Source organism: Kiloniella sp. (assembly GCF_048270245.1).
Lineage (GTDB): Bacteria > Pseudomonadota > Alphaproteobacteria > Kiloniellales > Kiloniellaceae > Kiloniella.
In genome coordinates this window covers 167847-193643 of record NZ_JBLWTH010000005.1, presented here as the reverse complement: position 1 = coordinate 193643, position 25797 = coordinate 167847, and the positions used below count along the sequence as shown (strand labels likewise).

General features: G+C 44.7%; 27 protein-coding genes. 15 read left to right on the top strand and 12 right to left on the bottom strand.

Annotated elements, in window-relative coordinates:
* Positions 1-3: 3 nt before the first annotated feature.
* Together ACN0W5_RS13185 and ACN0W5_RS13180 are read right to left on the bottom strand one after the other, a co-directional pair.
* Complete coding sequence (locus ACN0W5_RS13185) at positions 4-390, bottom strand: VOC family protein (RefSeq protein WP_417454553.1); 387 nt, start codon at positions 388-390, stop codon at positions 4-6.
* A 95-nt stretch (positions 391-485) separates the two neighbouring features.
* Positions 486-1085 carry a TetR/AcrR family transcriptional regulator gene (locus tag ACN0W5_RS13180; RefSeq protein WP_417454552.1) on the bottom strand — a complete coding sequence of 200 codons (600 nt, stop codon included), beginning with the start codon at positions 1083-1085 and terminating at the stop codon, positions 486-488.
* A 240-nt stretch (positions 1086-1325) separates the two neighbouring features.
* On the opposite strand from ACN0W5_RS13180, the gene ACN0W5_RS13175 reads away from it, so the two are divergent.
* Positions 1326-2066, top strand: coding sequence for an SDR family oxidoreductase (locus tag ACN0W5_RS13175; RefSeq protein WP_417454551.1), 741 nt, complete (start codon positions 1326-1328; stop codon positions 2064-2066).
* Positions 2067-2253: 187 nt separating this feature from the next.
* On the opposite strand, the gene ACN0W5_RS13170 is transcribed toward ACN0W5_RS13175, so the two are convergent.
* Complete coding sequence (locus tag ACN0W5_RS13170) at positions 2254-2997, bottom strand: 5'-methylthioadenosine/adenosylhomocysteine nucleosidase (protein WP_417454550.1); 744 nt, start codon at positions 2995-2997, stop codon at positions 2254-2256.
* Between the two features lie 403 nt (positions 2998-3400).
* Here ACN0W5_RS13170 and ACN0W5_RS13165 point away from each other — a divergent pair, with 403 nt between their 5' ends.
* Positions 3401-4222 (top strand): isocitrate lyase/PEP mutase family protein, encoded by an 822-nt coding sequence (locus tag ACN0W5_RS13165; protein WP_417454549.1) that lies wholly within the window; start codon positions 3401-3403, stop codon positions 4220-4222.
* On the opposite strand, the gene ACN0W5_RS13160 is transcribed toward ACN0W5_RS13165, so the two are convergent.
* Entirely contained in the window at positions 4219-5178 is a 960-nt protein-coding gene (locus ACN0W5_RS13160) for a DMT family transporter (protein ID WP_417454548.1), read from the bottom strand. The two genes, ACN0W5_RS13165 and ACN0W5_RS13160, sit on opposite strands and share 4 nt — an antisense overlap.
* 85 nt (positions 5179-5263) lie before the next feature.
* On the opposite strand from ACN0W5_RS13160, the gene ACN0W5_RS13155 reads away from it, so the two are divergent.
* The 3 genes from ACN0W5_RS13155 to speE all read left to right on the top strand — a co-directional run bounded on the left by ACN0W5_RS13155 (position 5264) and on the right by speE (position 8191).
* Positions 5264-5950, top strand: a complete 687-nt coding sequence (locus tag ACN0W5_RS13155; protein WP_417454547.1) for an ArsR/SmtB family transcription factor — start codon at positions 5264-5266, stop codon at positions 5948-5950.
* A complete protein-coding gene (locus ACN0W5_RS13150; RefSeq protein ID WP_417454546.1) occupies positions 5947-7251 on the top strand; it encodes a flavin monoamine oxidase family protein in 1305 nt (434 codons plus the stop codon). The genes ACN0W5_RS13155 and ACN0W5_RS13150 overlap by 4 nt, the downstream gene beginning before the upstream one ends.
* Before the next feature lie 109 nt (positions 7252-7360).
* Complete coding sequence (gene speE, locus ACN0W5_RS13145; RefSeq protein ID WP_417454545.1) at positions 7361-8191, top strand: polyamine aminopropyltransferase; 831 nt, start codon at positions 7361-7363, stop codon at positions 8189-8191.
* Between the two features lie 165 nt (positions 8192-8356).
* Here the strand turns inward: speE and ACN0W5_RS13140 are convergent, their stop codons facing one another.
* Positions 8357-8869: a tetratricopeptide repeat protein gene (locus ACN0W5_RS13140; RefSeq protein WP_417454544.1), complete on the bottom strand. Its 513-nt coding sequence runs from the start codon at positions 8867-8869 to the stop codon at positions 8357-8359.
* A gap of 318 nt (positions 8870-9187) precedes the next feature.
* Between ACN0W5_RS13140 and ACN0W5_RS13135 the strand changes: the two genes are divergently transcribed.
* The 4 genes from ACN0W5_RS13135 (at position 9188) to ACN0W5_RS13120 (ending at position 12199) form a co-directional block, all read left to right on the top strand.
* Positions 9188-9721, top strand: a complete 534-nt coding sequence (locus ACN0W5_RS13135) for a hypothetical protein (protein WP_417454543.1) — start codon at positions 9188-9190, stop codon at positions 9719-9721.
* A gap of 4 nt (positions 9722-9725) precedes the next feature.
* Positions 9726-9974, top strand: coding sequence for a helix-turn-helix domain-containing protein (locus tag ACN0W5_RS13130; protein ID WP_417454542.1), 249 nt, complete (start codon positions 9726-9728; stop codon positions 9972-9974).
* 183 nt (positions 9975-10157) lie between these two features.
* Positions 10158-11012, top strand: a complete 855-nt coding sequence (locus ACN0W5_RS13125; RefSeq protein ID WP_417454541.1) for a substrate-binding periplasmic protein — start codon at positions 10158-10160, stop codon at positions 11010-11012.
* Between the two features lie 269 nt (positions 11013-11281).
* Complete coding sequence (locus tag ACN0W5_RS13120) at positions 11282-12199, top strand: manganese-dependent inorganic pyrophosphatase (RefSeq protein WP_417454540.1); 918 nt, start codon at positions 11282-11284, stop codon at positions 12197-12199.
* 86 nt (positions 12200-12285) lie between these two features.
* Here ACN0W5_RS13120 and ACN0W5_RS13115 read toward each other — a convergent pair whose 3' ends face one another.
* Both ACN0W5_RS13115 and ACN0W5_RS13110 read right to left on the bottom strand, forming a co-directional pair.
* On the bottom strand, positions 12286-13551 hold the full coding sequence (locus ACN0W5_RS13115; RefSeq protein ID WP_417454539.1) for a threonine/serine ThrE exporter family protein: 1266 nt from the start codon (positions 13549-13551) through the stop codon (positions 12286-12288).
* Positions 13552-13675: 124 nt separating this feature from the next.
* The gene (locus tag ACN0W5_RS13110; RefSeq protein ID WP_417454538.1) at positions 13676-14125 is read right to left on the bottom strand and encodes a hypothetical protein; all 450 of its coding nucleotides are present in this window, start codon (positions 14123-14125) and stop codon (positions 13676-13678) included.
* Between the two features lie 420 nt (positions 14126-14545).
* On the opposite strand from ACN0W5_RS13110, the gene ACN0W5_RS13105 reads away from it, so the two are divergent.
* Positions 14546-15394 (top strand): fumarylacetoacetate hydrolase family protein, encoded by an 849-nt coding sequence (locus ACN0W5_RS13105; protein ID WP_417454537.1) that lies wholly within the window; start codon positions 14546-14548, stop codon positions 15392-15394.
* 37 nt (positions 15395-15431) lie between these two features.
* Positions 15432-16142, top strand: a complete 711-nt coding sequence (locus tag ACN0W5_RS13100) for an SDR family NAD(P)-dependent oxidoreductase (RefSeq protein ID WP_417454536.1) — start codon at positions 15432-15434, stop codon at positions 16140-16142.
* 14 nt (positions 16143-16156) lie between these two features.
* Here ACN0W5_RS13100 and ACN0W5_RS13095 read toward each other — a convergent pair whose 3' ends face one another.
* Positions 16157-16708: a pyridoxamine 5'-phosphate oxidase family protein gene (locus ACN0W5_RS13095; protein WP_417454535.1), complete on the bottom strand. Its 552-nt coding sequence runs from the start codon at positions 16706-16708 to the stop codon at positions 16157-16159.
* 250 nt (positions 16709-16958) lie between these two features.
* Between ACN0W5_RS13095 and ACN0W5_RS13090 the strand changes: the two genes are divergently transcribed.
* Complete coding sequence (locus tag ACN0W5_RS13090; RefSeq protein ID WP_417454534.1) at positions 16959-18383, top strand: cryptochrome/photolyase family protein; 1425 nt, start codon at positions 16959-16961, stop codon at positions 18381-18383.
* Positions 18384-18508: 125 nt separating this feature from the next.
* The gene (locus ACN0W5_RS13085) at positions 18509-20056 is read left to right on the top strand and encodes a sensor histidine kinase (protein ID WP_417454533.1); all 1548 of its coding nucleotides are present in this window, start codon (positions 18509-18511) and stop codon (positions 20054-20056) included.
* 95 nt (positions 20057-20151) lie between these two features.
* On the opposite strand, the gene ACN0W5_RS13080 is transcribed toward ACN0W5_RS13085, so the two are convergent.
* Both ACN0W5_RS13080 and ACN0W5_RS13075 read right to left on the bottom strand, forming a co-directional pair.
* A complete protein-coding gene (locus ACN0W5_RS13080; protein WP_417454532.1) occupies positions 20152-20727 on the bottom strand; it encodes a hypothetical protein in 576 nt (191 codons plus the stop codon).
* Positions 20728-20866: 139 nt separating this feature from the next.
* On the bottom strand, positions 20867-21775 hold the full coding sequence (locus tag ACN0W5_RS13075) for a LysR family transcriptional regulator (protein ID WP_417454531.1): 909 nt from the start codon (positions 21773-21775) through the stop codon (positions 20867-20869).
* Positions 21776-21868: 93 nt separating this feature from the next.
* Between ACN0W5_RS13075 and ACN0W5_RS13070 the strand changes: the two genes are divergently transcribed.
* The gene (locus tag ACN0W5_RS13070) at positions 21869-22648 is read left to right on the top strand and encodes a 2OG-Fe(II) oxygenase (protein WP_417454530.1); all 780 of its coding nucleotides are present in this window, start codon (positions 21869-21871) and stop codon (positions 22646-22648) included.
* Positions 22649-22725: 77 nt separating this feature from the next.
* Here the strand turns inward: ACN0W5_RS13070 and ACN0W5_RS13065 are convergent, their stop codons facing one another.
* Positions 22726-23895: a glutathionylspermidine synthase family protein gene (locus ACN0W5_RS13065; RefSeq protein WP_417454529.1), complete on the bottom strand. Its 1170-nt coding sequence runs from the start codon at positions 23893-23895 to the stop codon at positions 22726-22728.
* Positions 23896-24110: 215 nt separating this feature from the next.
* Complete coding sequence (locus ACN0W5_RS13060; RefSeq protein WP_417454528.1) at positions 24111-24659, bottom strand: DUF1190 domain-containing protein; 549 nt, start codon at positions 24657-24659, stop codon at positions 24111-24113.
* A 372-nt stretch (positions 24660-25031) separates the two neighbouring features.
* On the opposite strand from ACN0W5_RS13060, the gene ACN0W5_RS13055 reads away from it, so the two are divergent.
* Entirely contained in the window at positions 25032-25757 is a 726-nt protein-coding gene (locus ACN0W5_RS13055) for a hypothetical protein (RefSeq protein ID WP_417454527.1), read from the top strand.
* Positions 25758-25797 lie beyond the last annotated feature (40 nt).

The following is a 25797-nucleotide window of genomic DNA, read 5'->3' as shown; positions in this document are numbered from 1 at the left end:
TGATTACTGCATTATTATTGGCGTACAGATTTCCACCAGAAACCCGTTAAGATCGCTTACGTAGGCTGTTGTTTGCCCCCATGGCATTTCGGCTGGTTCTTGAACGGATACTGCACCAGATTTCAAAGCGCGATCAAATGCTTCTGAGACATTATCCGTGGTGAACGCGACCTCAAAACAGGGATGTTCTTTTTGCGGGGATGACGGGTTTTTCCCCAGTTCCTTCATGAGGGAAAGAGACGAGAAAGACAAAGTTGTCTGCCCCGTATCAAGTTCTCCGTAATCGCCACTTTCGTGAAGCATTTTCTGCTTAAAGCCAAAGGCTTTTTGGTAAAATACCAATGTTGCGGGAACGTCCTGAACATAAAGAATGGTATAGGCGAGTTGCACCTGCTTCTCCTTTAATCTGATGTTTTCAAATAATGAACAAGCAGATTAAAGGCGTGTTTTCTTTCGGTCTTGAATATTTCGGACAGCTTTTCGTTTTAATGATTTGCGGGTAAAGCCGTCATGGCAACATCAATAAAGTTGCTCAACTCTTTTTCGTTTGTACCTGTTCGTCCCATAACGCCCAGAGCAAGGGATTGAGCAGCAAAAAAATCTGCGAGTGCTTGGGCATTCACTTGGGTCGGGATTTCACCGTTCTTCTGGGCATTGGCAAATCGTTGGGAAAAAACATCCCGGCGTCTTTGATCGTATTTTTTCCCAATTGCTTTTAATGCGGGATGTTGCGAGGCGCCTTCAATAAGGCTATTCACAACAAAGCAGCCGCTGGGGCAGCTTTCATCCAGCATTGAATGGGCGACAGTTTCTAAAAATCGACGGACGACTATGGGTAAGGGATCGGTCGAATGTTCCAAATCATCAAGCAGGGGCGTGCCGAGATTATCAAAATACCGGGTTAATGATTTTTTATAGAGAGACTCTTTATCGCCGAAACAGGCGTAGAGCCCCGGTTTTGCCATGCCTGTTGCGCAGACCAAGTCGCTCATCGATGTGCCTTCGAAGCCTTTGTTCCAAAAGACTTTCATTGCTGTGTCGAGTGCTTGTTCCGGATCTGTTTTGCGTGGTCGGCCGCGTCCCATGGTCATCTCAATCAAATATATATACCGACTGGTATTTTATCAGGTAAATTTATTTCTTCAAGCCACAAATAGAACGAACCAAGACGAGACTCAGAGTCGCCGCAGGCGCGCTATAAGATTGCAATTAAAATTAATACCGATCGGTATTTTAATTTGACATCTTGTTGGGTTTTCTTATTTTAATACTCATTGGTATTTAATTTGACCTATACAATAGGCATCGTTTTTGAGGAAAAGATAATGAGTAATATTAAGGATAAAATTGCGTTTGTAACCGGGGCTAACCGTGGTATTGGCCGTGCCTTTGTCGAAGAACTGATTGCTACCGGGGCTTCCAAGGTTTATGCCGCAGCGCGTGACGTAGATAAGTTGTCAGATTTGGTTCTGCAAAGTGAAGGCAAAGTTATTCCGGTTACTTTGGATGTGAACCAACCTGATACAATCAAGTCCATTGCGAATGATTTCAAAGATATTTCTTTGCTGATTAACAATGCGGGGATTGCTCGTTTTACCAGCTTTATGACCGCACCGTCGCTTGATGATGCCCGAGATGAAATGGAAACAAATTACTTTGCGCCTTTAAATATGATCCGTGCCTTTGCACCTGTTTTGAAGACAAATGGCGGTGGCGCAATTGTTAATATTTCATCCGTTGCTGGATATCTTAATTTTCCTGCTCTTGGGTCTTATTCAGCTTCCAAAGCGGCTGTTCACTCGCTTACCCAAGGGGTGCGCGCAGAACTGGCTGCACAGGGAACTCATGTTGTTGGTGTATATCCCGGACCGATTGATACGGATATGACGGCTGGTTTACCATTGGATAAAACGGCCCCGAGTTCAGTCGTGAAGGCGGTTCTTGAAGCTGTAGAAAACAATATTGAAGATGTTTATCCCGATCCGATGGCTGTTGAATTTCATGCTGGTTTCCTGAGTGATCCAAAGGCATTGGAAAAACAGGTTGGCGAGATGTTGCCAGAGTAAAGAAGTTGCCGGAGTAAATAAATTCTATTGGGAATTGTGCTGTTCAGTTCCGGCTAAAATTTTGGCGTGGTGGACTGCGTTGAACCGTCCATCACTTCATTTCATTTCGGCTGATGTATACGCTTTTATCCTGCCTGCGTTTGGACCTTTGCTTTCGGTCTTTTCAGGAGTTTCGGTCTTTTCAGGCTCAGTCCTCGCGGTTTCGACGATCGACTTGGTTCCAGTCCTTCAGAGCACTAGGGATCATCAGGTCCATTAGCTCGAAAGAGTTAAGACAGGCGCGATGCAGGTTGGCTTCGAAATCTTCGCAGGCACTGTCAGAAGAGGAATCAGATAAAGCCCGGATAACAACAAATGGTAGGCCGTTAAGGCGGCAGGTCTGTCCAAAGGCTGCACCTTCCATTTCTGTCGCAAGTGCTGCAAATTCACGTTGGAGCCAACGGAGTTTGTCGCGGTCCTGCACAAAGGTATCGCCAGATGCAATCGTGCCAAGCATGAGGTTGGGGGCGTCTTCGACATCTTCAAATGCAGTATCAAAAGCTGTGGTAGCTTTGCCGACAAGATCGGGATCACATTCAATCAGCCTTTCTCGACCGGGGGTTTCGCCGTGGCGCCGTCCGAAAGCAGTCAAATTCATATCGTATTCCACGACATGACTGGCAATGATAATATCACCGGCTTGCATATTGGGCAGCAACCCACCTGCTACGCCACTGAAAACCAGTTTCTCAGGCTTAAAGAGATCAATCATCATTTGGGTACAGATCGTGGCATTGACCTTGCCAATGCCCGATTGTGCTAGGGCGATATCTGTTCCCTTGTAATTTCCCGTGGTGACGGTAATCCCGGCATGGATACTTTCGCTTTTATCGTTTAGTTGCTCCAGTAAAAGACGGACCTCTTCGCTCATTGCGCCAATAACGCCTAACATGGTGATCTCCTTATACGGACGGATTGCTTATTCCCTTGAAAATAGGCCAATATAAAGGCCTATAAACACACACCAAACTAGGGATGTAGAGAGTCTAAGACATCAACCTAAAGGAATAGTAAAGCAGCGAGTGCTTGAAAGCTTTTAGAACGACAGGGGGTGTACTCTTTTGACCTTTTGTTCAGGAAACTTGAATGGGGTGGGATGATAAAAAGGGAACGGCGATCATAATAAGTCGTTATTTGCCAACAAAGGACGAAAAAAAAATTAGCATAATTCTATCTGATCACTGGTGCGGCGGTACTGGTTTCGTTGACACTTCTTGCCTGTATTATCTTTGGACAAGGGTAGGTGGTTCGGTGCTATTTATTGTTGTATTTTATGTTTCTGAGGGAGATTTGATATGTCACCAACACAAGAAGAAAAATACCAGGCATTTAAAAAGCTTCATGAAAGACCGGGGGCCTTTGTTATTCCGAACCCTTGGAATGCAGGAACGGCAAAAATTCTATCGGCTGTTGGCTTTGAAGCTTTGGCAACAACGTCTGCGGGGGTGGCTTTTGCGACGGGCCGCAAAGACGGCCTTGCAGCCCTTAATCTTAAAGAAACACTTGCGAATTGTCGTGAAATTGTTGCTGCGACGGATCTTCCGGTGTCTGCTGATCTGGAAGATGGTTTTGGCGCGGCACCGGAAAACTGTGTGGAAACGATAAAGGGCGGCATAGGGGCCGGGCTTGTGGGTGGTTCTATCGAAGATGCCACGGGCGATCCTGAAAACCCGATTTATGATTTTGATCTGGCGGTTGAACGTATTCACGCGGCCAGTGAAGCCTGTCGAGGGCAGCCATTTTTGCTTACCGCGCGGAGTGAAAACTTTATTCGTGGACGCCTTGATCTGGATGATACCATCCGACGGTTACAGGCCTTTGAACGTGCCGGTGCTGATGTTCTCTATGCGCCGGGATTACCCGATTTGAAGGCGATTAAAACTGTTTGCGAAGCTGTGTCAAAACCTGTGAATGTGGTGATGGGGCTTGTGGGGGCGACCTTTAGTGTGGATGAACTTGCAGATGTCGGGGTAAAAAGAATATCCACGGGCGGTTCAATGGCCCGTGCTGCACTGGGCGGTTTTATGCAGGCCGCAACCGAAATAAAAGAGCAGGGTACATTTACCTATGGCGAGAGAGCCTTGTCGAACAAGGTGGCGAATGATTTGATGTCCTAGCTCTTAGGGTAGGGGGATGGCTGACTTGCTCGTTGGCTGTAAATCACAGCGACCATAATCACAGTGCCCCCGATCATAGCATGAACAGTTGGGGTTTCAAAAAGGATCAACCAGGCGAGTAAGGGGGCAATGGGCGTTTCCAGTGAACTGACAAGTGCGGCTTGACCCGATGGAATTAGCTTGGCGCCCTCGGTTAAGGAAATAGCCGCAATTGCAAAGATTAACCCAAAAACGGCAAGCAAAAGCAATTCTGAAAAATCAACTTGTTGGGGGGACCCAAAATAAAAGCATACGGGAATTAACAATAGCGATGACAGGGCTGTCGGCCCCGCGGATGGCGTATGGGGATAGCGGCGGTAAATCACCATGATCAGAGCAAGTGAACAGGTCATAATAAGGGCGAGAATGTCGCCTTCTAAATTTATTTGTCCTAGCGACCCGCTGACCACAATCAGCACCCCGGTAATAGCACCCAAGCATCCCCACGCAACAGGCTTGGTAATTCTTTCTCTGAGCCATATCCACGCAATGATAGCTGCGAGTAAAGGTGCGGCGGCATAGATCAGGGAAACATTGGCGACAGAAGTTAGCTTGAATGCGGATAGAAAAGCTGCTGTTCCCAAGGCACCGATTATAGCGACCGAAAGCCCGCTTCGGCCCATTCGTAGGAAGCTGCGGGTAAAGCTTTTTTGATAGCCGATCCAGAGAAAGAGAAAAAGAGCTGCAAAAATACCACGCCACGCGATGATAGACCACGTTTCTGCCAGAATACTTTTGGTGAAAATACCAGCCAAACTGAAAAGGGTAGCGGATAAAACAACTAGAAGAATGCCCCTTTTAATACGAGCGGTATTTTCCTGATCTACTGCGCCGCTGTTGTCTGCTTTTCCGGTGTGTTGATTGGAAATGGTCCGAGGTTTTGAAGTCGTTGCTTTTGACGTGTTTTGAGTTGTCATAGGTGGGGGCTTTTCTACGCGATGGTTGTTTAATGTAAACACCATATCACTTGCTTTGTCGATATGTTTTGGATAAAACCGAAATATGGATGCAGAACCTTCTATGGCCTCTATCGGGGCGTTGATCGGCTCGCCAGCACGCGCGGCGATGTTGGCGTTGCTTTTTGATGGACGGGCCTTGACGGCGACAGAGCTGTCACAGGCTGCGGGTGTTGCGGCTGCAACGGCAAGTGAGCATCTGGCCAAACTTGTTGCTGGCGGTTTGCTGGTTTGCGAAAAACATGGTCGCCATCGGTACTATAAACTGGCTGGGGACGACGTCGCCGAAGCGTTGGAACCGCTGATACATCTGGTTCGTCATAAGCCCGTACCCATCCGGCAAGTATCAGTAGAACAGAAACAGGCCAGATGCGCACGGCTGTGTTATGACCATATAGCGGGTGAATTAGGCGTTTCAATAACGACAGCGTTGGTTGATCTGGGGTATCTGATCGAAGATGACCGCCACTATGATGTGACGAAAAAGGGTGAAAACTTCTTTGATCAACTGGGCATTGATCTAGAGGCCTTACGGAAAACACGCCGCCAATTTGCGCCACAATGTCTGGATTGGAGTGAGCGAAAACCTCATGTGGCGGGGGCATTGGGGGCTGCTATATCGGAACTGGCTTTTAGGTCGAAATGGATAGAGCGAGCCAAACATCGCAGAATTATCAAGCTAACGGCTCTAGGTCGTCAACAGTTTGAGCATAAGCTTGGGGTGAAACTATGACCGTGACAAACCCTGATGTCATTATTGTTGGGGCCGGAATAGCAGGGGTGACGGCCGCCAGAACGCTGATGCAACACGGGGTGTCGGTGCTTGTTCTTGAAGCACGGGATCGTATCGGGGGCAGGGCTTATACGGAACAGGAAACCTTTGGTGTTCCCTATGATCATGGCTGTACTTGGTTGCACTCTGCTGATGAAAATCCTTTGTCTGCTCTTATTCGGGATCAGGCGGGATATGATACCTTTGACTTTGGGGCTAGGGAGCCAATTTATTTTGTGCAGGGGCAAGGCGAGAGCGGCAGAGGCGCACGCCGGGCAACTGAACAGGAAGTTCAGGAGATTGAGAAGGCAGAGGATGCGCTTTATGACGATCTCTGGGCGTATGATGCTGTTACCCATGGCGATATATCCATTCACGATTTGCGTCCACCTAAAAATAAATGGGATGAGTTGGCGCAACTTCGGAAAGGCCCGTTTGAGGCCGGTGTGCATTCTGATCGTTTGTCTGTCATTGATTACCAAACACAGTATGAAACCGGAACGGAATGGATGGCGCCGCAAGGTTTTGCCGCGGGGATTTTCAAAGCTCTGGGATCCGTACCGGTTACGTTGGGTGTGACCGTCGAAAAGGTTGATTGGCAGGGGCAAAAGGTCAAGGTGCAAACCAACCAAGGCACGATAACCTGTCGTGCGGTTGTGGTAACGGTGCCAACCGAAATTATTGCGGATGAAACCCTGAAATTCTTCCCGTCATTACCAGCGGACAAAATGGCCGCATTTCATGAGCTGCCGATGGCTTTGCTGGATAAAATCAGCCTTCAGTTTGATCCAGCTTTTAAAGCACTTATACCCGATGCGGATACAAATGAAGCCTATATTGAAGCACCGCAAGGTATGGATGATATCGACAGTTGGCACAGCCATCTTCTATGCCCCTTTGGGCAGGCTATGAGTACCATGTTTGTCGGCGGACAGTTGGCACGGGATATCTCGGTGGATGGCGAAGAGGCCGCAAAGAATTTTGCGCTGTCGTCACTTGCATCTGTTTTGGGGAATGATGTCAAAAAGCTTGTTCGCAAAGGACATGCTACAAAGTGGTTGGCTGATCCTTTTGCTCGCGGGGGATACGCCTATTCAAATGTTGGTAAAAACTACCTTAGGGAAAACGCGCGTCAATCGGTGGCTGATCGTTTATTCTTTGCAGGTGAAGCGTTGCACGGCAAATGGGCAACCATGGCACCGGGGGCCTATCTGACAGGGCAACAGGCTGCACATGAAATTATGGATCATGTGATGTCATAAATAATAACACCGTTATTAACTCCGAGTGATTTGGGGAATGTCGTGGACTTTTTTTGATAGAGAGCCTATGACTAAGAGACTTGTTTTAAGCTATTGAAAGTTCTGGAAAATGTCCTGGTTCGTAGAAGGTATTCACCCTGAAATTCGGCAATCTATCCGCCGGGATCAGGTTCTTTTCGAAGGGAAAACAGACTTTCAGCAGGTCGAAATTTTCGCAAATAATTTGTTGGGGCGCGTGCTTGTACTTGATGATGCTGTTCAGATTACGGAACACGATGAAGAGATCTATAGCGAGAGCATTACCCACGTACCGTTGCTATCCCACCCAGATCCAAAATCCGTTTTGATTATTGGGGCAGGGGACGGTACCGTTTTACGGGAAGTATTAAAGCACAAAACAGTACAACAGGTGACAATGGTTGAACTGGATGGTGCCTTGGTCAAGGTTTGCCGGGATCATTTGGCAACACTTCTTGATGGGGCATATGACGATTCACGGTTAAATTTAATTATCGGAGATGGCGCAAAGTATCTGTCATCGAGCCAAAATCAGTACGATATTATTATTATTGATTCGACTGATCCTGATGACAATTCAACCAGCCTGTTTACAGATAATTTTTATCAAAGCTGTAAAAACCGCTTGGCCGAAGGCGGGGTTATGGTTGCCCAAGCGGGGTGCCCGTCTTATCAACCTTCTATTTTAAAACATATGCGGGATCGCATGTTATCTTTGTTTGGCTTTGGTGGTTTTTATCATGCCGCAATCCCAACCTATGTGGGGGGGCTGCATGCTTTTGCATGGGCGAGTGATAGAAGTGATCTGTCAAAACTGGCCGAACAGGATGATCCGGGTTTTCGGAAAGCAGAATTCCCGACACGCTATTACAGCGACCGGATGCACAAAGCTGCTTTTTATCTAGAGCCAGCAAAAGCCTAAGTTTGATGATTTTTAGGGGCTATTTTGTGCTCTCAAATCGTTTGCCCGAACCGCTTGCCAGTGATCTGACCAGTGATTTGACCCAGTAATTTAGTCTGTAATTTAGTCTGTAATCTTTATCAGTATTTGGGGGTGGTTTTGGCCCCTTTTAAATAGATGTAGGGGCTATTGCGTTTCGGCATTACCTTCGTTATTTGCAATCCAGTCCAGCGCTTCTTTTTCAGCTTGTTCTATTTCTTCGGGTGTCATTTCTTTGGCAATGTCATTTCGCATCTGTTTGGCAAAGAGCTGTAGTTTCTTTGCGCCTTCAATTTTTCGCAAGGTAATCACATTTAACCATTTGTGCGCTTTGACTAATTCATTGGTGATCAGGAAATAGATACGTCCGACTTGAACTTGGGAAAGCAAGTGCCCCTTATCCGCTGCCTTTTCGTACCAGCTTGCCGCCGTCTTAACATTCTGTTCTGTGCCCAGGCCCTTACTATACATCTGCCCCAAGGCGTATTGTGCTTCTTGGTTTCCCTCTTCCGCAAGGGGGAGGTACAGGCTGAACGCCGTATTGTAATCACGTTGCTTTACCGCTGTTTCTGCGTCTTCCAAGTTATCTGCAAACACAGGAAATACCAATGTTAGCACCATCACTAGCGATAATATAAAACGTGCAAATATGCGGCCCAAGTCAGCTCTCCCAGTTGTTCTTTTTATGACTTCCTAATTTGATTAGGCGTTTGTAAGGGGATCTTGCCTTTATCTTTGGTTGAGATCAAATACTCTTTTCCCAATCCTTCTTGAGAAGCTGCACGATGCTCTTTGAGCCTACTCCTTGGATGTGGCTTGAAGATAAAGGGGGCGAGAAGAAGAGATATATTGTTGTTATGCAAGGTAAAAATTTCACGAAAACGGTATGGTGTAAAACGAATCGATACATGTTTTGTTTGACATAATTAATGTTAAACGATAATTAATTTTCATGTTAGATGAATATGGAATGTAATTATGATGATATTTTTAACAAAGTTATTAGCACCTTTGTCCCGCGTGCTGGCGATACTATTTCTAGCAATAAATATCGCGTTGTGGATGAGCCCGGACCTTGTCGAGTTTCCTGCGCGTGCTTATTCGGGCATGGTCGAGACTGAATTCAATGTTGCCATCAGCAATCGGTTGTTCGGCGGCCTTATTTCAACAATTCACCTGGGGATATTAGCTGTGGGTTTGTTGGCCGTGGCGCGGATCTTTAAACAAATTAACAAGGGGGAATGGCATCTACCTTCTTTCAGCCAATCGCTTAGGCGGTTTGGATTGTCACTGGTGGTCTTTACCCTTCTTATCCCCGTGGTTCAGGCGTTGATGAGCATTGCGTTAACTTACAATAATCCCGTGGGGCAGCGGATGATTACATTGGATCTGGATGCTGCGACGGCCCCAATCGCTTTTGTTCTGTTGTTGGTTGGTGTTCTTTTGTCCCTTATGGCATCTGTCATGATCCGGGCGGGCAAAATTGCCGAAGAATATGAAAAGATTGTGTAAGAAGATGGATAATGAACACAAAAGTACGGATGGCTCGCAAATAGAAATTCAAAAAGAAATAATTGTGAACTTGGATGTGATGCTGGCGAGACGAAAAATGCGGTCAAATGAACTGGCCGCTGCCATTGGCATCACAGTACAAAATCTTTCTCTTTTAAAGTCTGGGAAAGTCAAAGGGATACGGTTTAATACCTTGCAAAAAATCTGTGAGGTTCTCGACTGTAAGCCCGGTGACATTCTGGACTATGGGTAGAAAAAATGGGGTATAAGTTTTACTTCTAGCTGGGGTATCCGCTAGCTCAACGATTTCTTGTATGAGATCGTTTGAAATATTTTCTCTCCATAGACGAAGATTTCTGGTATAATACAACTGTTGTGTTGGTGCTCGTGTTTTGAATAATAGGGATTTTATTTCAAAGAGTGAGGATGGTTATAGATGCGCCGAATTTGTCGCTTGTTACAAAAGACACCATCAAGATTATCAGAAAAAAAGTATCTGAAACTATTCCTATGTTTGTGTATTCCCCTTTACCTTATAACGATTTCTCCCTCATCAATTATGGCCCAAGACGTAGTACCTTCAAATGGTGACAAGGTTGTTCATATTAGTGTGGGTTTTTCTGTTCCACCCTATGTTATTATAAGCGAAAACCGCGGGGCTGAGCTAGATATTGTTCGAGAAGCCATGGCCTTGGAGGGATACAAGATTATTCCGTTCTATGTATCGAACAAGCGCCGAAATGCTGAATTTCTAGACGGGGTGACTGACGGGGCCATAACCGTTTCTTCGCAGGAAGAATTGGACGGTTTTTATTCTGAAACCTATATCACCTATCAAAACGTAGCAATATCACTTGCGGACAATGATCTCGCGATAAATCGCATCGCCGATATGAAAGGCATGCGTGTTGTTGCTTTTCAAACTGCGACAAGGGTTTTGGGAAAAGAGTTCGAGCGGCTGATCCCGACGTTTGATTTCTATCAGGAAGTTGCCAAACAGCGTGAACAGATCACCCGACTATATGCCGGGGACGTTGATTTGGTCATCGGTGACAAGAACATTCTGGCATGGTTTGTTAAAAATGCCCGCTTTCGCGAGGGGCTTGATACATCACAACTGATTGCCATTCATCAGGTGTTTTTACCGGGGCATAAATATGCTGTTTTTCGAGAACATAAATTGACGCTGGCTTTTGATCGGGGGATTGAGATCCTGAAAGAAAGTGGCCGATACGATGAAATTCTTTCTGAGTATGGCTTTTATCGTTTGAAAAATGATGATCCGAGTTAGTTTTTAAAAGCGAGTTTTTAACTTACTTACGTCCTGATCTGATCATATACTTTAGTATTAATAAGCTATATCAGTATTTTACATGTCGGATCGGTGTCTTTGATCCGCTGTTTTTTTTAGATCGCGTCTACGGCATTTTGTCTATTCTTCCTTTTGTTGGTCTCGCCCCTTTTGTCACAGGCTTGAAAGGGTCGTGACAGAAGCTTTGTGCTTTATTATAACAGCAGGTGAATCCGATTTTTTACTAATAAAATGATGACTGTTTGAACATGATCAAAATCTTTGGCCATTTGGCACCTGACACAGATGCGACATGCTCGGCCCTGATCTGGGCTTGGTATCTTAAAGAAATCAAGGGGCAGGCGGCAGAAGCCTTTGTTCTGGAAACGCCGAATACAGAGGCACAGTTCGTTGTTAAGCGCTGGGGCTTTGATGTGCCGGCTCTATTGGGTGATCTGGATGCAGGTCAGGACGTGATTATCGTCGATACCAATAACCCGGCTGAACTCCCGGCCAATGTCAATGATGCCAATATTATTGAAATTATTGATCATCACCTGTTGGTTGGCGGCATTAAAACAAGACAGCCGATCAATATTACCATTAAACCCTTGGCATCTACCGCAACGATTATGATCGGTATGATGGGCGAAGGTATTGCAAAAGCGCCAGAGGGTATTAAGGGGTTGATGCTGTCATGTATTCTGTCTGATACATTGGAATTCAGAAGCCCGACAACCACAGATGTGGATCGGAAGCTTGCGACTGACCTTGCGTGTGATCTCGGTTTGGATATTCCGACCTATGCCGGGGAAATGTTCGCCGCAAAGTCGGATGTTTCGCACTTTTCAGATGCTGAACTACTTCGCCTTGATAGTAAAAAGTATGAAATTGGCGATACAAAATTCCGCGTTTCTGTGTTGGAAACCACGAGCCCTGAAACGATTTTTGCCCGTAAAGACAGTCTTATGTCTTCTATGGGGGCGGTTGCCACCGAAGATCAAATTGATCAGGTTCTTCTTTTTGTCGTGAATATTCTTAAAGAAGAAGCGACTTTGTTGATCGCGAATGATCTGGTGAAACAGGTTGCGGAAAAATCTTTTGGGGTAAAGGTTTCCGGCGATAGTGTTGTCTTGCCGGGGGTTGTATCCCGTAAAAAACAGATTATACCAAATCTAGCAATTTGAAATCTTGTCGATTGATGAATACGAAAGGGTGCTGATTAGGCACCCTTTTTTAGTGTGTAACACAAAATTGGTGTTTCGTTTTGGGACTATAGCGTTACTTTGGGACGCAAGATCGTATTGGCGACCAAAAGCCCCGCCGCAATTGCCAAAGCGACAACGAACATTTGTATAAATTGGTCTATGCCTTGATCTGTTTGTCCAGCAGCGACAACGACCAATCCGCGAAAGCCGATAGACCCACTGACGAGAACAGTAATCGAGGGGATAAGAACAATGGACGTTGGCCGTCCAGTTGTTCTGGCCCAAAGATTAGCAAAGAGACCTGCGGCTAAGGCCCCGAAAAGAGTGCCTAGGTTTGCGGATAACAAAGTGCTGCTTAGGTTTACGGCACCAAAGGATAGGGCGCAGCTGATCACAACCCAGATAAAATCCCTCAGCAGCGTTTGATAAGCAAAACACAGGCCTAGAAAAAGCATGGCAATATAAAGCCAGATCTCGTTGCCAAAATTGTAAGAGCCGCTGGCCCCATTTTCAGAGGACCAGAGCAACCCAATTGTCGCAATGCCAAGCCATGCCCCCGTGAACTGTTTGATTAGGTAAACCAATCCCCCCATCAAACGCGCGGACCCTGCGACGACATGGTTTTCGACAATTTCTATGATACCGGCCGAGACCATAAAGCCAGGAATAAGAATAACGATCGCGGAAAGGGTGACGACTGTGTGGTTGAGTTCGGGTAAAAATAGCTTGATGGCGGCGGCACTAACCCCGGCGAAGTAGGCGGAAACAAAAGGTAAGGCGTCGGCAAAACGTCCCCCGGTTTTATCGGCGATCACGACAATAATATAAACGGCCAAACTGAGAAGGCCGGATATAGCAACATCCCATAAATTACCCTGAACAAGTCCGGCAAAGCCAAACCCGACGAGAACAAAGCTTAGGGCATAGGTCGTAACACCCCAAGGGTTGGACATATTTTCGATTTCGTCCAACCTGTCATAAGCTTCTGAAAGATTGTATTCACCCGATACCAATTTTTCGACCAGATCGCCCACATAGGCGAGTTTGGCCATATTATATCCACCCACTGGTACAGGAGCGATATGTGTGCGTTGCCAAAGTTGATCGGGCTTGGAAAAGGCAAAGGTTATTTCTGACGGGGTGGAACGAAAAACACCCTGATACCCCAAAGTTTCTGTAACGCCGTTGAGGTAAGCTTCAAGACGCGCCGCAGAAGGCCCGTAACTATGGACAGCGGTGCCCAGTTTAATGATAAAGCGACAAGCATCATTATAAGCGGGATCATCATCCTGTCGTCTGGACATCATTACGTTCTGATGTGGTTTGGACACAGAAGGTGTCTCTTTCGTCACTTTTTTAGTCATAGTTAAATTCGGCAGTTTAATTCAGGCAGTTTGATAGGTGTCGGTATAGGGTAACAGACTATCATCTATTTGGGGGGCTAAGTCGGAGCAATTATTTTTTTAAAGCGCGCCAATCCAGAACAGCTGCCAGACAGAGGCAGACAAAACCTAGAAGTTCTGGGATCAAGCTGTAATCAACATGCATGACGTAATTTATTAGGCCGCACCCAAGGCCACCAATTATTACTGGCTGAAGGTGTTTGTGGCGATAAAGGTTAACCAGTAAACCAATAATAGCAAAAAGGGAGGCAAAGGTAATGGCACCAGCCCAGAGGGTTTCGTTCACAGTGATTTCAAAACCCATTTTTCCCAACAGGTTAATAAGCATCAAGATGCCGTAACAAAGGATAATAGAGCAGGTCGTTGCAGCCGAAGCAATAAGGCTTATCCGAGGGCGTTTATTCCCCGAATATAAGGGGGCTTGAAAAATTGTTTGATGTGATTCCTCTTCAATGGCTTCGGTATTTAAAGCCGTTTGTTGGCTGCTGCTATCAGGGCTCACGATAACCTATCCCCCGGGTTGATCTGATCTGGGTGACTAAAAAGTGTATATAAACAGATAGCCCTAGGAATCGTTGTGATTTCAAGAGCTTGTCAGTAACTATTTTCGATGGTGCTTTTGTTATGTACCTTTGAAAACGATCTTTTAGCTGCGTTATGTTTCGCAGTTGTTTTCTGGTTTCTTATTTTGTGGCGGGGATATTACAGCTAGAATAACAGAAAAGTAAATCCCATTATTCAACTATGACCTTAAAATATTTGGGAAAATATTTTGGAAAATTAGATAGGTTGATTTTAAGTCAGTGATTAATAAAGAACTTATGGTAATTGATGAGAAAGTTAACATCATTGTGAAATAAGCTTTCTGCAGGTCGCAACAAGAGGAGTATTGTTAGGAAAACGACGATTTTCTTTCAACTTGATGAGTGAAAACGCAATGCGATTAACAGCGATATTTGTCTGTGTAAGTCTCTGCCTAATGTTGAGTAGTCGTATAGCCCAAAGTGGCGATGGCTCGATAGAACGTTATGTGAGGTACGAATTTCAAGGGCAGGCACACTACGGAGTGCTAACTGGACAGGTGATCACACGGTTAGAGAAAGGGCTCTTTCCTTTGTCTGAACTGTCGAATGATACGGTGGCCTTAAAAGATGTTTTGCTATTGCCGCCGTCAGAACCTGAAAAGGTTTTTGCTGTGGGTATGAATTTTGCCAGCCATATGTCTTCTTCTGCTGATGCGCCGCCACCGTTGTTTTTGAAATTGCCATCTTCTCTTATCGGTCATGATCAGAACGTGTTTGTGCCTGATGATGCCACGAATGTTCATTTCGAAGGGGAGCTGGTTGTCGTTATCGGTAAAGAAGCTAAAAATATTTCAGAAGGAAAAGCCGGCGAGTATATATTTGGGATTACTGCTGGAAATGATCTGACCGAAAGATCGTGGCAAGGTCGTGACCTGCAGTGGATGCGATCAAAGGCAAGTGACGGGTTTGGTCCGGTAGGCCCTGTTCTTGTTACGGGGCTTGATTGGAACAATCTTTTGCTGACGACCAGATTAAACGGTAAAATCGTTCAACAGGAAAAGACAGAAAATATGATCCACAAACCCGCAAAAGTCGTAAGCTATCTAAGCCATTATTTTACGCTTAAGCCCGGTGATATGATTTTTATGGGCACGCCGGGAAGAACATCTGCCGTTGTTTCTGGTGATGAAATCTCTGTCGAAATCGAAGGGGTGGGGCTATTGCGTAACAAGATCAAGTGGCCTTGATTTGCTTTAAGGTAAGGGAAAAGAAAGAATCATTAATATGGATAACATTGTTGTTTTTGGTGGCTCAGGGGCTATTGGCGCAGCTTTGGTCCAGCAACTTTCAAAAGAAAATCCATCAGCACAGCTACATGTGTTTTCTCGGCGTGTGCCTGATTATTCATTATCGCAAATGACTTACTATACATTGGATTTTTTAAACGAAGAGCAACTTGAAGAGCACGCTCGCATGATTAAACAGTCGATTGATCTTCTTATTGTTGCGACGGGCACACTTCATGACAAGGATCGTAAACCGGAAAAGTCCTTACGTGAGTTGACTTCTGAAAAACTGATGGAACTTTATACGGTGAATACGATAGGGCCTGCGATGATTGCCAAACATTTTTTGCCAAAGTTAAATCGAAAATCACGGTCAATTTTTGCTGCGATATCTGCACGTGTTGGGTCCATCGAAGATAATCGTTTAGGCGGCTGGTATGCCTATCGAATGTCAAAATCCGCATTGAATATGTTTCTTAAAACTGCGAGTATTGAGCTGAAGCGAACACACAAAAATGCGATGGTTATTGGTTTGCATCCGGGAACGGTTGATAGCGAGCTTTCAAAGCCCTTTCAATCAAATGTCCCAAAGGAAAAATTATTTACGCCAGACTATTCCGCAGGAAAACTATTGTCGGTTATTAAAGGCGTAACATCGTCAGATAGTGGCCAGATCATTGCGTGGGATGGGCAGGTTATTCCCTATTGAGTTTATAAGCCCCTTTAATCGTTTTTAAAGATGCCGGTGGGATGACCGTCAATACTTTTGACATTTTTGCGACCCCAGTACTTTTCCACTCCCTCTGGTCCCATTTCTTCGAAAAAGGGAAGAAGTTCTTCTTCGGCCCGGCTTTTGACAAAAGACATTTCCGGGACACCTGTTCCACATGATGTCTGAACAAGATCAATGGTCATGTCGAAAATCTGGCGACTGCCGGCAACCTTGGGGAAGAGAGCAAGTACTTCGGCCCATTGGTCGTCGCGGGGGTGAATTATCTTGGCCTGACCATAAACGCGTAAAATCAATGCATCGCCTTCGAAGGCACAAAACATCAGGGTCATGCGATTGATATCACGCAGATGCGCCGCTGTTTCGTTGCCGCTGCCGCTGACATTAAGCCAGATAATACGATTTGAATTTATAATACGCAGACTATCCAGACCTTTGGGCGAGACATTAACACGACTGTCTTTACCTGCTGTGGCGACAAAGAAAAGAGGTTGTTGTAGGATGAACTCTTTATGCTTTTTTGAAAGGGTGTGCATTTTAGCCATATCATATCCCAAAAACGAGCTTGCTTTGAATCGAATGGAACATATAGTGAACATATTGGGGGAATTTAGCAACTTAAATGTAAGTATTTGGCTGTAACTATAATTAATACGCCTCAAATGACGCGCGGTAATGCTTACAATGTTGTGGTGGATATCATGCAGTGCTTATATAAGGTGTCTGATCCCCATATGAGGGATTGTTTCGGGTATAGTCGAGTTTAATTTATAATGGATGTTCAGGTTTTAAATAATGTCGTCTGAAAATATCTCTATTTTGTGGTTTCGCCAGGACCTTAGACTTGAAGATAATCCTGCTTTGTGTGCCGCGGTCAAATCAGGGCGATTTTATCCCGTTTATATTTTAGACGATGACAGTGCCGGGGGCTGGGCAATCGGGGCTGCCAGTCGTGTCTGGTTGAATAGCTCATTACAAAAACTGGACCAGTCGCTCGATGGCAAGCTCTCTCTTTACCATGGGAAAGCAGAAGAGGTGCTGCCGGAACTGGTGAAGCGGCTGGGAGCAAAAAGTGTTTATTGGAACAGGTGTTATGAACCCTGGCGCATAAAGCGCGATATGAGCATTAAAGAAACTCTAGCGGATATTAGTGTCGAGGTTAAAAGCTTTAATGGGTCTCTTTTGTGGGAGCCGTGGGAAGTCTTAAAGAAAGACGGGTCGCCCTATAAAGTTTTTACGCCCTATTTTCGAGCCTGTCGTGCGGGAACATTGCCCGCTAAACCTGTTCCTGTTCCCGAAGGAATAGACGCCATAAAGGATGATGGATCGTTAAATTTGGCAGAGTTGCCTTTGCTACCCAAACAGAAAAATTGGGTAAAACAGATGTGTTCTTATTGGACGATGGGCGAAAAGGCTGCACACTTTGTGCTGGATGAATTTATTTCGAACGGCTTGAGCAGATATAAAAAGGGGCGTGACTTTCCATCAGAAAGAAGTGTTTCCAGATTGTCGCCCCATCTGCATTTTGGGGAAGTTTCTCCGAATTATGTGTTGAATTTGATATTGGAACAAAGTGCTGGGGAAAACAGGGATCATTTTTATTCCGAGCTCGCCTGGCGTGAGTTCTCTTACTACTTGCTGTATCATTTTCCAAAGCTTCCGGATCAGAATTTTCAGCCTAAGTTTGATGGCTTTGAATGGTTTGGCTCTGATACTGATCTGAAGGCCTGGCAACGGGGCATGACAGGAGTTCCTATCGTAGATGCTGGCATGCGTGAGTTATGGCAAACCGGGTATATGCACAATCGTGTAAGAATGATTGTTGCATCCTTTTTGACCAAGAACTTAGGGGTTCATTGGCGCGAAGGGGCAAGGTGGTTTTGGAATACCTTGGTTGATGCTGATCTGGCCAGCAATAGTGCTAGTTGGCAATGGGTGGCTGGGTCCGGTGCTGATGCTGCCCCTTATTTTCGAATTTTTAATCCGGTCACACAAAGCAAGCGATTTGACGGGGATGCGGATTATATATGTACGTATGTTCCCGAGCTTGCGAAGCTGCCGCCACGGTATATTTTCGCCCCTTGGGAAGCCCCCGAAGAAGCCCTTGATACTGTGGGGGTTAAGCTGGGTCGGGATTACCCAAACGTCATTACTAATCTTAAGTCATCAAGGGAAAAAGCACTGCTAACATACAAGGAATTAGGCAAGGAATTAGGGTGATTTTTTCTATTAGATGAAAATGTTGTGTGCTTCTTCATTCTTTTTAAAGTCCTAAGTCATAAAATTTCCAAAGTGTGTTTTGTGTTTTCTCGAGGGGGCAAGAGTAAATATCGGAGAACAGCTTTTTGGCAAAAAAAAGTAATGCGGCTGAACAAGATAAGGTCGGATATAAAACAAGATATGATTCCCTGAAAACGCAGATACAAACCGTTTTCAGGACGGGATATTTACGCGGAATATTTATCGTCTCCCTTTTAATCGCGGTCACCTTTCCTCTGGCGGATTATTTTATTGTCCTGCCAATGTTTTCCGGGTTTGTTACACAGCATACGGAAGAAGAGGCTATACGCGCGGCCAATCATCTGGCGGATGATCTTATCATACCGAATAATAAAGATATTTCGGCTGTCTCGTTATCAAAAGAGATGCATAGGAATGCTTTACTTTTTGCGCATGGGATGGGGCTTATCAAGTTCAAGTTGTTTGCCCCGGATGGGACGATAGTTTATTCAACGGATGCAGAAGACATTGGAAAAATTAACAAAAATGATTACTTTCATAATATTGTGGCCAAGGGAGGTATTTATACAAGGCTCATCCGCAAGGACAAGCTTAGTCTGGAAAATGAAACTGTTACTCAGGATGTCGTGGAAACCTACGTTCCGCTAATGCGGGATAGTGATCAAAAGCATTTTCGGGGTGCTTTTGAAATATATTATGATGTTACAGATCGCATGGCAGAAATTGATCGTCTTATTCTGTTGTCGACACTCGTTTTAGGCAGCGTCGCCCTTGGATTGTTGTTTATTGTTTTCCTAACACTTCGATCCGCGGTTACCGTCAGTATTCAGCGGGACGTTTCTTCGCAAGCCTTGCGAGATATCAATAAAACTCTGGAAGCTCGTGTTGCAGAGCGCACTGAAGAGCTCATGCTTGAAAAGGATCGTGCGGAAATGGCCAGTCGTGCCAAATCTGAATTTTTGGCGAACATGAGCCATGAATTGCGAACGCCCCTTAATTCAATCATCGGCTTTTCAGAAACCCTGAGCCATGAAATTTTTGGTCCGTTGGGTAGCAACAAAAATATAGAATACGTGAATGATATCCAGAAATCGGGTAAGTTTTTATTAGAACTGATTAATGATATCCTTGATATTTCTCGTATCGAAGCTGGTGAGCTGGAATTGGATGAAGAGATCATTCCCGTAGAGAAAACCATCGAAAAGGTTCTTTTCCTCGTCAAAGATCGGGCGGAATCTGGCAGAATAAAGATTGTTACAGAGAATAAAACAACTGATCTTTATGCTTTGTTGGATCGGCGACAATTCAAACAAATTCTGCTTAACCTGTTGACCAATGCCATCAAATTTACGGACCCCGGTGGAATGATATTTGTGCGCTTGGAATGCGATCCACAGGGCTTTCTTGTACAAGTAGAAGACACGGGGATTGGTATTTCACCCGAATATATTGAACGTGTTCAAGAAGCTTTTGGGCAGGTTGCGGGGAGTATGACACGCAATCATGATGGTACAGGTTTGGGGCTATCAATTGTCAAGGCTTTGATTGCCAACCACGACGGGCAATTCAAACTGGAAAGTAAACCGGATAAGGGAACAGTTGTCACAGTAACTTTCCCGGCGGAAAGAATTGTTCCTAAACCAAATACTTGAAGATGTTTTGTTGTTTCTCTGCGAAGCTAATCCGGTAAAAAGAGAGAGAAGATCCCGGCAAAATAAGGTGTCGATATCTTCTCTCTTTGCAATTTCTATTTTGCCGAAATTGAGGTCAAAAATTTCATTGCTTCATCTGACGTATAAAGGTCGCCTGTTTTTGAACGACAGAGAAAACCTCGTAGAACACCGTTTTTATTTCCATGACCGGATAGACGGCCAGTTTTGTTTAGGTTTCGGTCAAACCATAAACATTCTGCAAAATCATCGGGCATTTTAAAAGAGAAGCAAGTGTGGTCTTTACAAGATATTTCCGTAATATCGCTCAATTCAACCTTCTCAAAAATTGTCCAGTTCTTTACATGTTTTTTTTCAATTTTTGGCCTTTTTTTCCAGTATTGATAGCCGCCTATAGGCTGATAATAAATACTGCTAAAAAGAGACTCTTCTTTGGATACCCATGAACTGAGGTAATAGTGGCTTTTATTATCACTCGCCGTATGTTTTACGCAGGATTGACGTGATTTTTTTTCTACAAATTTGCTGTCTAACTGAACCGGGCAATCAGCCGGCGAAATCTCATTCGCACTTGATGTCGCGGCATTGCCAATAGTTGCGATGCTAAAAAAGATGAGTGCAAGAACTGGAATATGGTTTTGAATTTTTATCATGATTTTCCGTAAATAAGTTCAACTTCAATGTTGCGAGTACTTTCACTGTCTTGGTCATACTTTATGTAATAAAATCAATCAATAGTATTGTTTATTCACTTGTTTTGTTGTGTGAATACTATGGTATTCGTTTTGAGAATTACTCTTTTTCTTTGAAGTCGTTACGGCAGTATTTAATGAAAGAGGTTAGGATTTCAGGCTGTAATATATTTTGTTTGTGGGCAATTACAATCTCGGTTGGATTGATGCTTTCTTTAATTTTAATCGGAACGACAAAGTGACCGTCATAGGTTTGTTTTGTTTGTGGACGCATCGTAAGAAGGGAAAATCCCAAGCCATGTCCGACAGCACTGCGGACAGATTCCAGTGACGTTGATTTAAAAGCAACTTTTGGGGTGATTTTATGTGCTGAAAAAATAGCAAAGAAATATTCGCGACTACCAGGAGCGTCGAATAGTACGTAGGGTTCATCTGCTAAATTTTGTAAGCTTAACGATGATTGGCTGGCCAGTGGATGATCTTCTGGTAATAGAATATAAGGTTGTGGTCTGGTAAGAACGTGCCAAGACAGTTCAGAAGGGTCTAGATCTAGATTATAGAGAATAGCCAAATCTATTTTTTCTGCCAATATTCCAGAAATAAGTTCTTCTTGTAAATGCTCTTGGGCATCAATCCTTATCTGGGGCATATGTTTGCTATAGCGACTGACCAGTCGGGCGATATGGAATGGGGCAATTGATTGAAAGCAACCTAACCTAATCGTGCCTTGTAAATTAGAGGCAATGTTTTCAGTACTTCGACTAAGAGCTTCGGCATGTTTGAGGAATCCGTGAATTTCTTTAAGGAAACTCCGCCCGGCGATGGTTAGTGACATGCCCTTTGCATGTTGTCTGTCAAACAATTGAAGTCCGGTAATTTCTTCTAATTTGTCAATTGCCTGGGCTATTGCCGGTTGCGAGATATTTAGGACACGAGAAGCTTGGGCAATACCACCTTGTTCTGCGACGATCGCAAAATAATGACATTGTTTGATTGTATACCTAACCATATTTTTCTTTCTTTATGTCAAGATTATACAATGTTTTTCTTTTTTATAAAATGCAATAGGGTAATGCAATAACACGAAATAAAGGAGCGCAGGATGAGTGTGGCAAATATAATCGACTTACAAAAACACCCAATTTCGGATCAGGCTTTTGTAAAGTCCTGCAGGGAAACGCTTGATCAGAATGGAGCCTTGGTTCTGGAAGGTTTTCTGTTACCTGATGCTGTTACTCAGATAAAATCAGAGGGCGAGCGAAACGAAGGGCAAGCTTATTTTTGCGAGCAAAAACATACTGTATATCTAAGCCCTCAAGACCCGAGTTTTGCGAATGATCACCCTCGAAATCGTCTGGTTACTTCCTCTAAGGGATGTATTACGGATGATCAAATCCCCGCAAACTCGCCTTTGCAGACGCTTTACCATGATAGGGAATTTCAAAAGTTTCTGTGTACTGTATTAAAAGAAAAGGCGTTGTATGAATACGCTGATCCTCTGTCGTCGATTAATCTGCACTATGCCCGGAAAGGTCAGGAGTTGGGGTGGCATTTCGACAATTCGTCTTTTGCGACAACCCTTATGATACAAGAACCCGAAGCCGGTGGTGCTTTTGAGTATGTAGAGAATTTACGCGATGCCGATCGTGGGGAAATGAATTTTGATGGTGTTGGGAACGTTCTTGATGGAGAAACGCCCGTTAGCCGGCTTTCGATGGGGGCCGGTGCACTTGTTCTGTTTCGTGGTCGAAATGCTATTCATCGGGTTGCCCCGGTCGAAGGTAGTCGTACCCGTATGTTAGTGGTATTGGCCTATAATTCTGAGCCGGGAATAGCACTTTCAGAGCCCGCGCGATTAACCTTTTATGGCCGCCTTGGGTGAGAAACGACCCAGTCGATTAGTTAAATTGCCAAATTCAAAAGGCCACAAGTTCATTAGATTTTGGGGTTAAGCTAAAATCAGTAGATCACGTGGGGGAGAAAGCGGGAGCTATCTTTGGTAATGGGGGAATTGTCTTCACGTATGCCCATGCCGCAAGGTTTACTCGCGACAAGCCAGGACCCGATAACAGTGTGATTGCCATCAAAGACTGGCAGGGGGTGTAAGGCTTGGATAATATGGCCTTCTTCCCCATATGGGCCTTCTATTTTTAGAGACTGTTCACCCTCGCGCACCATTTCTATATTGCTGCCTTCGCGGGAAAATAGTGGTTTTTTGACGTAGCCACCTTTAATATCGGCAGCGCGGGGGTCGTTGGCGAAAAAGGCTGGCAAAAGGTTAGGGTGACCTTCGAACATTTCCCATAACAGCGGAAGCAGTCCTTTGTTCGATAGAATTGATTTCCATGCTGGTTCGATAAAGGTCACACCGCTTTTGGGAACAGCCTTGCCGAAGTCATCAGTCATAATCCATTCCCATGGATACAGCTTGAACAGGGTTCGGATGCCCATATCGTCAAGGTCAGTGAAGTGACCGTTTTTATCTATGCCGATTTCTTCCATATGAAGGAAGCTGGTTTCCAACCCGGCCTGGACGGCGCATTCTTCGAGATAACGCACTGTACCCTCGTCTTCGGGGGCGTTCTGACATGATGCCAGATGTAACTTTCCATCAATGTCTTTATTGCGGTGCAGGTTTTGGAAAGCTTCGACAAGTTGTTCATGAATGGAATTGTACTGATCACAGCCCTTGGGGATCAGGTCAAGTTCCATTGCCTGTTCAAGCCAAAGCCATTGAAAGGCAGAGCTTTCATAAAGTGATGTTGGCGTATCGGCGTTATATTCCAAAAGCTTGGCGGGGCTTTGCCCATCATAGGAAAAATCTAGACGACCATAGAGGTTCTTTTCCTGATTAAACCAGCTTGCGCGTATGTAATCCCAAAAGCTTTCAGGAATGGCCAGCTTGGTCAGTATTTCTTCGGAATCTATGGCTCTTTGAACAACTTCGAAGCAGAGGTTTTCAATCTCTTCACTTGGATCTTCGATGTCGTTTTCTATTTGTTCTAGACTAAAGCGATAGCAGGCGCTTTCATCCCAATAGGGTGCATCGTCAATTGTGTGGAAGTTAAAACCAAGACTTTCCGCTTGTGTTTTCCAGTCTTCGCGCTGTTCCAGCGAAATGCGTTGCATTTATTCTATCCCTAAAATTTGGGGGCCTAAAATTGGGTGTGCCTAGTGATGTGCCTAGTATCGGGTGTGCTTATTATTGGGCGTTTTGTGCAAGGCGAGAATAGTCGGGCCTAAGAATTTTAAGATCCGAAAATATTAAAGCCTAAAAATACTAATGCCTAAAAATACTAATGCCTGAGAATATTTGAGCCGAGGGTACTGGGGCACGAAAAGCCTTAGCCACCAAAGCTGCGGCGAGGGGATGACATCTTGGGGGCACTGGCACCAAATCCGCCACGTCTGACTGTACTGGTTTTCGTTGTGGGGGCTTTTGCAACATTGGCAGGAACTTTTGAAATGCCTGTTTTCCCAGCAACTTTTTGGTTATCCCCTGTTCTGAAGCTTTTCGGATCATCCGCAGATCTATAAAGGGGTTGTGTTGCAACACGGGACCCGCCGCTGAGCATGTTGCCCATCATATAGCCCATCATTAACGGCATGAATACTGAGCCGCCGCTTGATGTCTGTACGGGTGCAATTTCACACTGTGTTGAGCCAAAATCAGCTTCGCAATCTTCTACGGATGTATATTTAGGCGAAACTCTCAGGTGTTCGTCTTGGGCCAATTTCATGTTTTCTTCGCAAGCAGAGCGATCAAAACCATCTTGCTGAGTACATTGGTCGACGTTCTCAAAGATAGCGACATCCTGGGGTTCTTCACAGGCACTTAGGGCCAGAACGCTTGCTCCCATCAGGGCAAGTTTTAAGGATTTTGATCTTTTCATGAAATGAAATTCCGCAAAGTTATTTATTGAGAGTTATTTGTTGTTGTTTATGCCTGTCAATGTAAGATTTACAGCCGTAGTTGCAAGGATAAAATCGCATAATTCCCTGTGAAATATTCAGATAAATGTGAAATATTCAGATAAATTCGTTTTAAGCGGCTACTTTGTTACGACGTTGGTATTTTTCCGCATTAATTCTTTGCGTTTGATCTTGTTTCCGGATGTGTTGAAGGTATAAAATTTTACATTTTTACGTAAGATCAACGTGTTACTGACTTTGCGCCTTAGTCTCAAAAGAGGTTATTCGTTGGTGGCACACAAATTGCTTGTTACGTGGTGTGTATTTTCTATTCATACTGATGGATAAGAGCAATGCTGCTAAGTCGAACAGACGCTGTGATAGAGGCAAACCGCAGGGTTAGCCAAGTTGAAGAGCAATTGAAGTTAACAAAGGTTCAGGCCGCCAGAGATTATAACCTGGCAAAAACTGCCTACTCTTCTAATAAGAGTGCGGCAGAAAGTGTTGCTGAGTCCTATAAAGATCTTACCGCGCAGAATGTCGTCGATGATAAAAGTGATCCGGTTGCAACCACGGCCGAAGCTATTAACCTAGCTGGAACTCAGACATCACAAACTCTTTTTTATGCTCAACAAATTGCATCGGCTGTGCCGGATGCGGACGTTAGCCAATATCTAAACCCAGTGGCACCGGATGAAGAGCAATACGAACAATCTGTCGCGGCTTTTAAAGATATTATTGGTCAGACACCGGGTGAGCGAATGCGTGCCCAGGTCTTGAGATCCCTTGGGTTGACCGAGGATGACCTTAAAAATATGTCACCGGAAGACCGTAAAAAGATTGAAGAGAAAATTGCCAAGCTAATCGATGAAAATATTAAGAATTCAGTTGCAGAGAACTTTACACCGGCAAATGAAACTGATGTTGAAAACGGCGATAGCAACCAACTACAGGCAAACCTCAATCTAGGAAATGAATTAAGCGATAAAACTTTGGCTGGCGGGGAAAACAAGAACCTTTCAGTAGATGAGCAGCAAAGGGACGGTATTCGTAAAGCAATACTACAAAATATTATCTAGCTCCGGATGCTCCCCCTCGATACTCCCCGGCAAGTGTATC

Excerpts from the sequence above, each read along its gene's own strand:
- ACN0W5_RS13100 (WP_417454536.1), top strand. The coding sequence starts at position 15,432 with ATGGATAACATTGTTGTTTTTGGTGGCTCAGGGGCTATTGGCGCAGCT.
- ACN0W5_RS13155 (WP_417454547.1), top strand. The coding sequence starts at position 5,264 with ATGGATGCAGAACCTTCTATGGCCTCTATCGGGGCGTTGATCGGCTCG.
- ACN0W5_RS13135 (WP_417454543.1), top strand. The coding sequence starts at position 9,188 with ATGATGATATTTTTAACAAAGTTATTAGCACCTTTGTCCCGCGTGCTG.
- ACN0W5_RS13130 (WP_417454542.1), top strand. The coding sequence starts at position 9,726 with ATGGATAATGAACACAAAAGTACGGATGGCTCGCAAATAGAAATTCAA.
- ACN0W5_RS13065 (WP_417454529.1), bottom strand. The coding sequence starts at position 23,895 with ATGCAACGCATTTCGCTGGAACAGCGCGAAGACTGGAAAACACAAGCG.
- ACN0W5_RS13080 (WP_417454532.1), bottom strand. The coding sequence starts at position 20,727 with ATGATAAAAATTCAAAACCATATTCCAGTTCTTGCACTCATCTTTTTT.
- ACN0W5_RS13180 (WP_417454552.1), bottom strand. The coding sequence starts at position 1,085 with ATGGGACGCGGCCGACCACGCAAAACAGATCCGGAACAAGCACTCGAC.
- ACN0W5_RS13120 (WP_417454540.1), top strand. The coding sequence starts at position 11,282 with ATGATCAAAATCTTTGGCCATTTGGCACCTGACACAGATGCGACATGC.
- ACN0W5_RS13170 (WP_417454550.1), bottom strand. The coding sequence starts at position 2,997 with ATGTTAGGCGTTATTGGCGCAATGAGCGAAGAGGTCCGTCTTTTACTG.
- ACN0W5_RS13175 (WP_417454551.1), top strand. The coding sequence starts at position 1,326 with ATGAGTAATATTAAGGATAAAATTGCGTTTGTAACCGGGGCTAACCGT.
- ACN0W5_RS13060 (WP_417454528.1), bottom strand. The coding sequence starts at position 24,659 with ATGAAAAGATCAAAATCCTTAAAACTTGCCCTGATGGGAGCAAGCGTT.
- ACN0W5_RS13125 (WP_417454541.1), top strand. The coding sequence starts at position 10,158 with ATGCGCCGAATTTGTCGCTTGTTACAAAAGACACCATCAAGATTATCA.
- ACN0W5_RS13075 (WP_417454531.1), bottom strand. The coding sequence starts at position 21,775 with ATGGTTAGGTATACAATCAAACAATGTCATTATTTTGCGATCGTCGCA.
- ACN0W5_RS13105 (WP_417454537.1), top strand. The coding sequence starts at position 14,546 with ATGAGTGAAAACGCAATGCGATTAACAGCGATATTTGTCTGTGTAAGT.
- ACN0W5_RS13165 (WP_417454549.1), top strand. The coding sequence starts at position 3,401 with ATGTCACCAACACAAGAAGAAAAATACCAGGCATTTAAAAAGCTTCAT.
- speE (WP_417454545.1), top strand. The coding sequence starts at position 7,361 with ATGTCCTGGTTCGTAGAAGGTATTCACCCTGAAATTCGGCAATCTATC.
- ACN0W5_RS13150 (WP_417454546.1), top strand. The coding sequence starts at position 5,947 with ATGACCGTGACAAACCCTGATGTCATTATTGTTGGGGCCGGAATAGCA.
- ACN0W5_RS13090 (WP_417454534.1), top strand. The coding sequence starts at position 16,959 with ATGTCGTCTGAAAATATCTCTATTTTGTGGTTTCGCCAGGACCTTAGA.
- ACN0W5_RS13160 (WP_417454548.1), bottom strand. The coding sequence starts at position 5,178 with ATGACAACTCAAAACACGTCAAAAGCAACGACTTCAAAACCTCGGACC.
- ACN0W5_RS13055 (WP_417454527.1), top strand. The coding sequence starts at position 25,032 with ATGCTGCTAAGTCGAACAGACGCTGTGATAGAGGCAAACCGCAGGGTT.
- ACN0W5_RS13070 (WP_417454530.1), top strand. The coding sequence starts at position 21,869 with ATGAGTGTGGCAAATATAATCGACTTACAAAAACACCCAATTTCGGAT.
- ACN0W5_RS13095 (WP_417454535.1), bottom strand. The coding sequence starts at position 16,708 with ATGGCTAAAATGCACACCCTTTCAAAAAAGCATAAAGAGTTCATCCTA.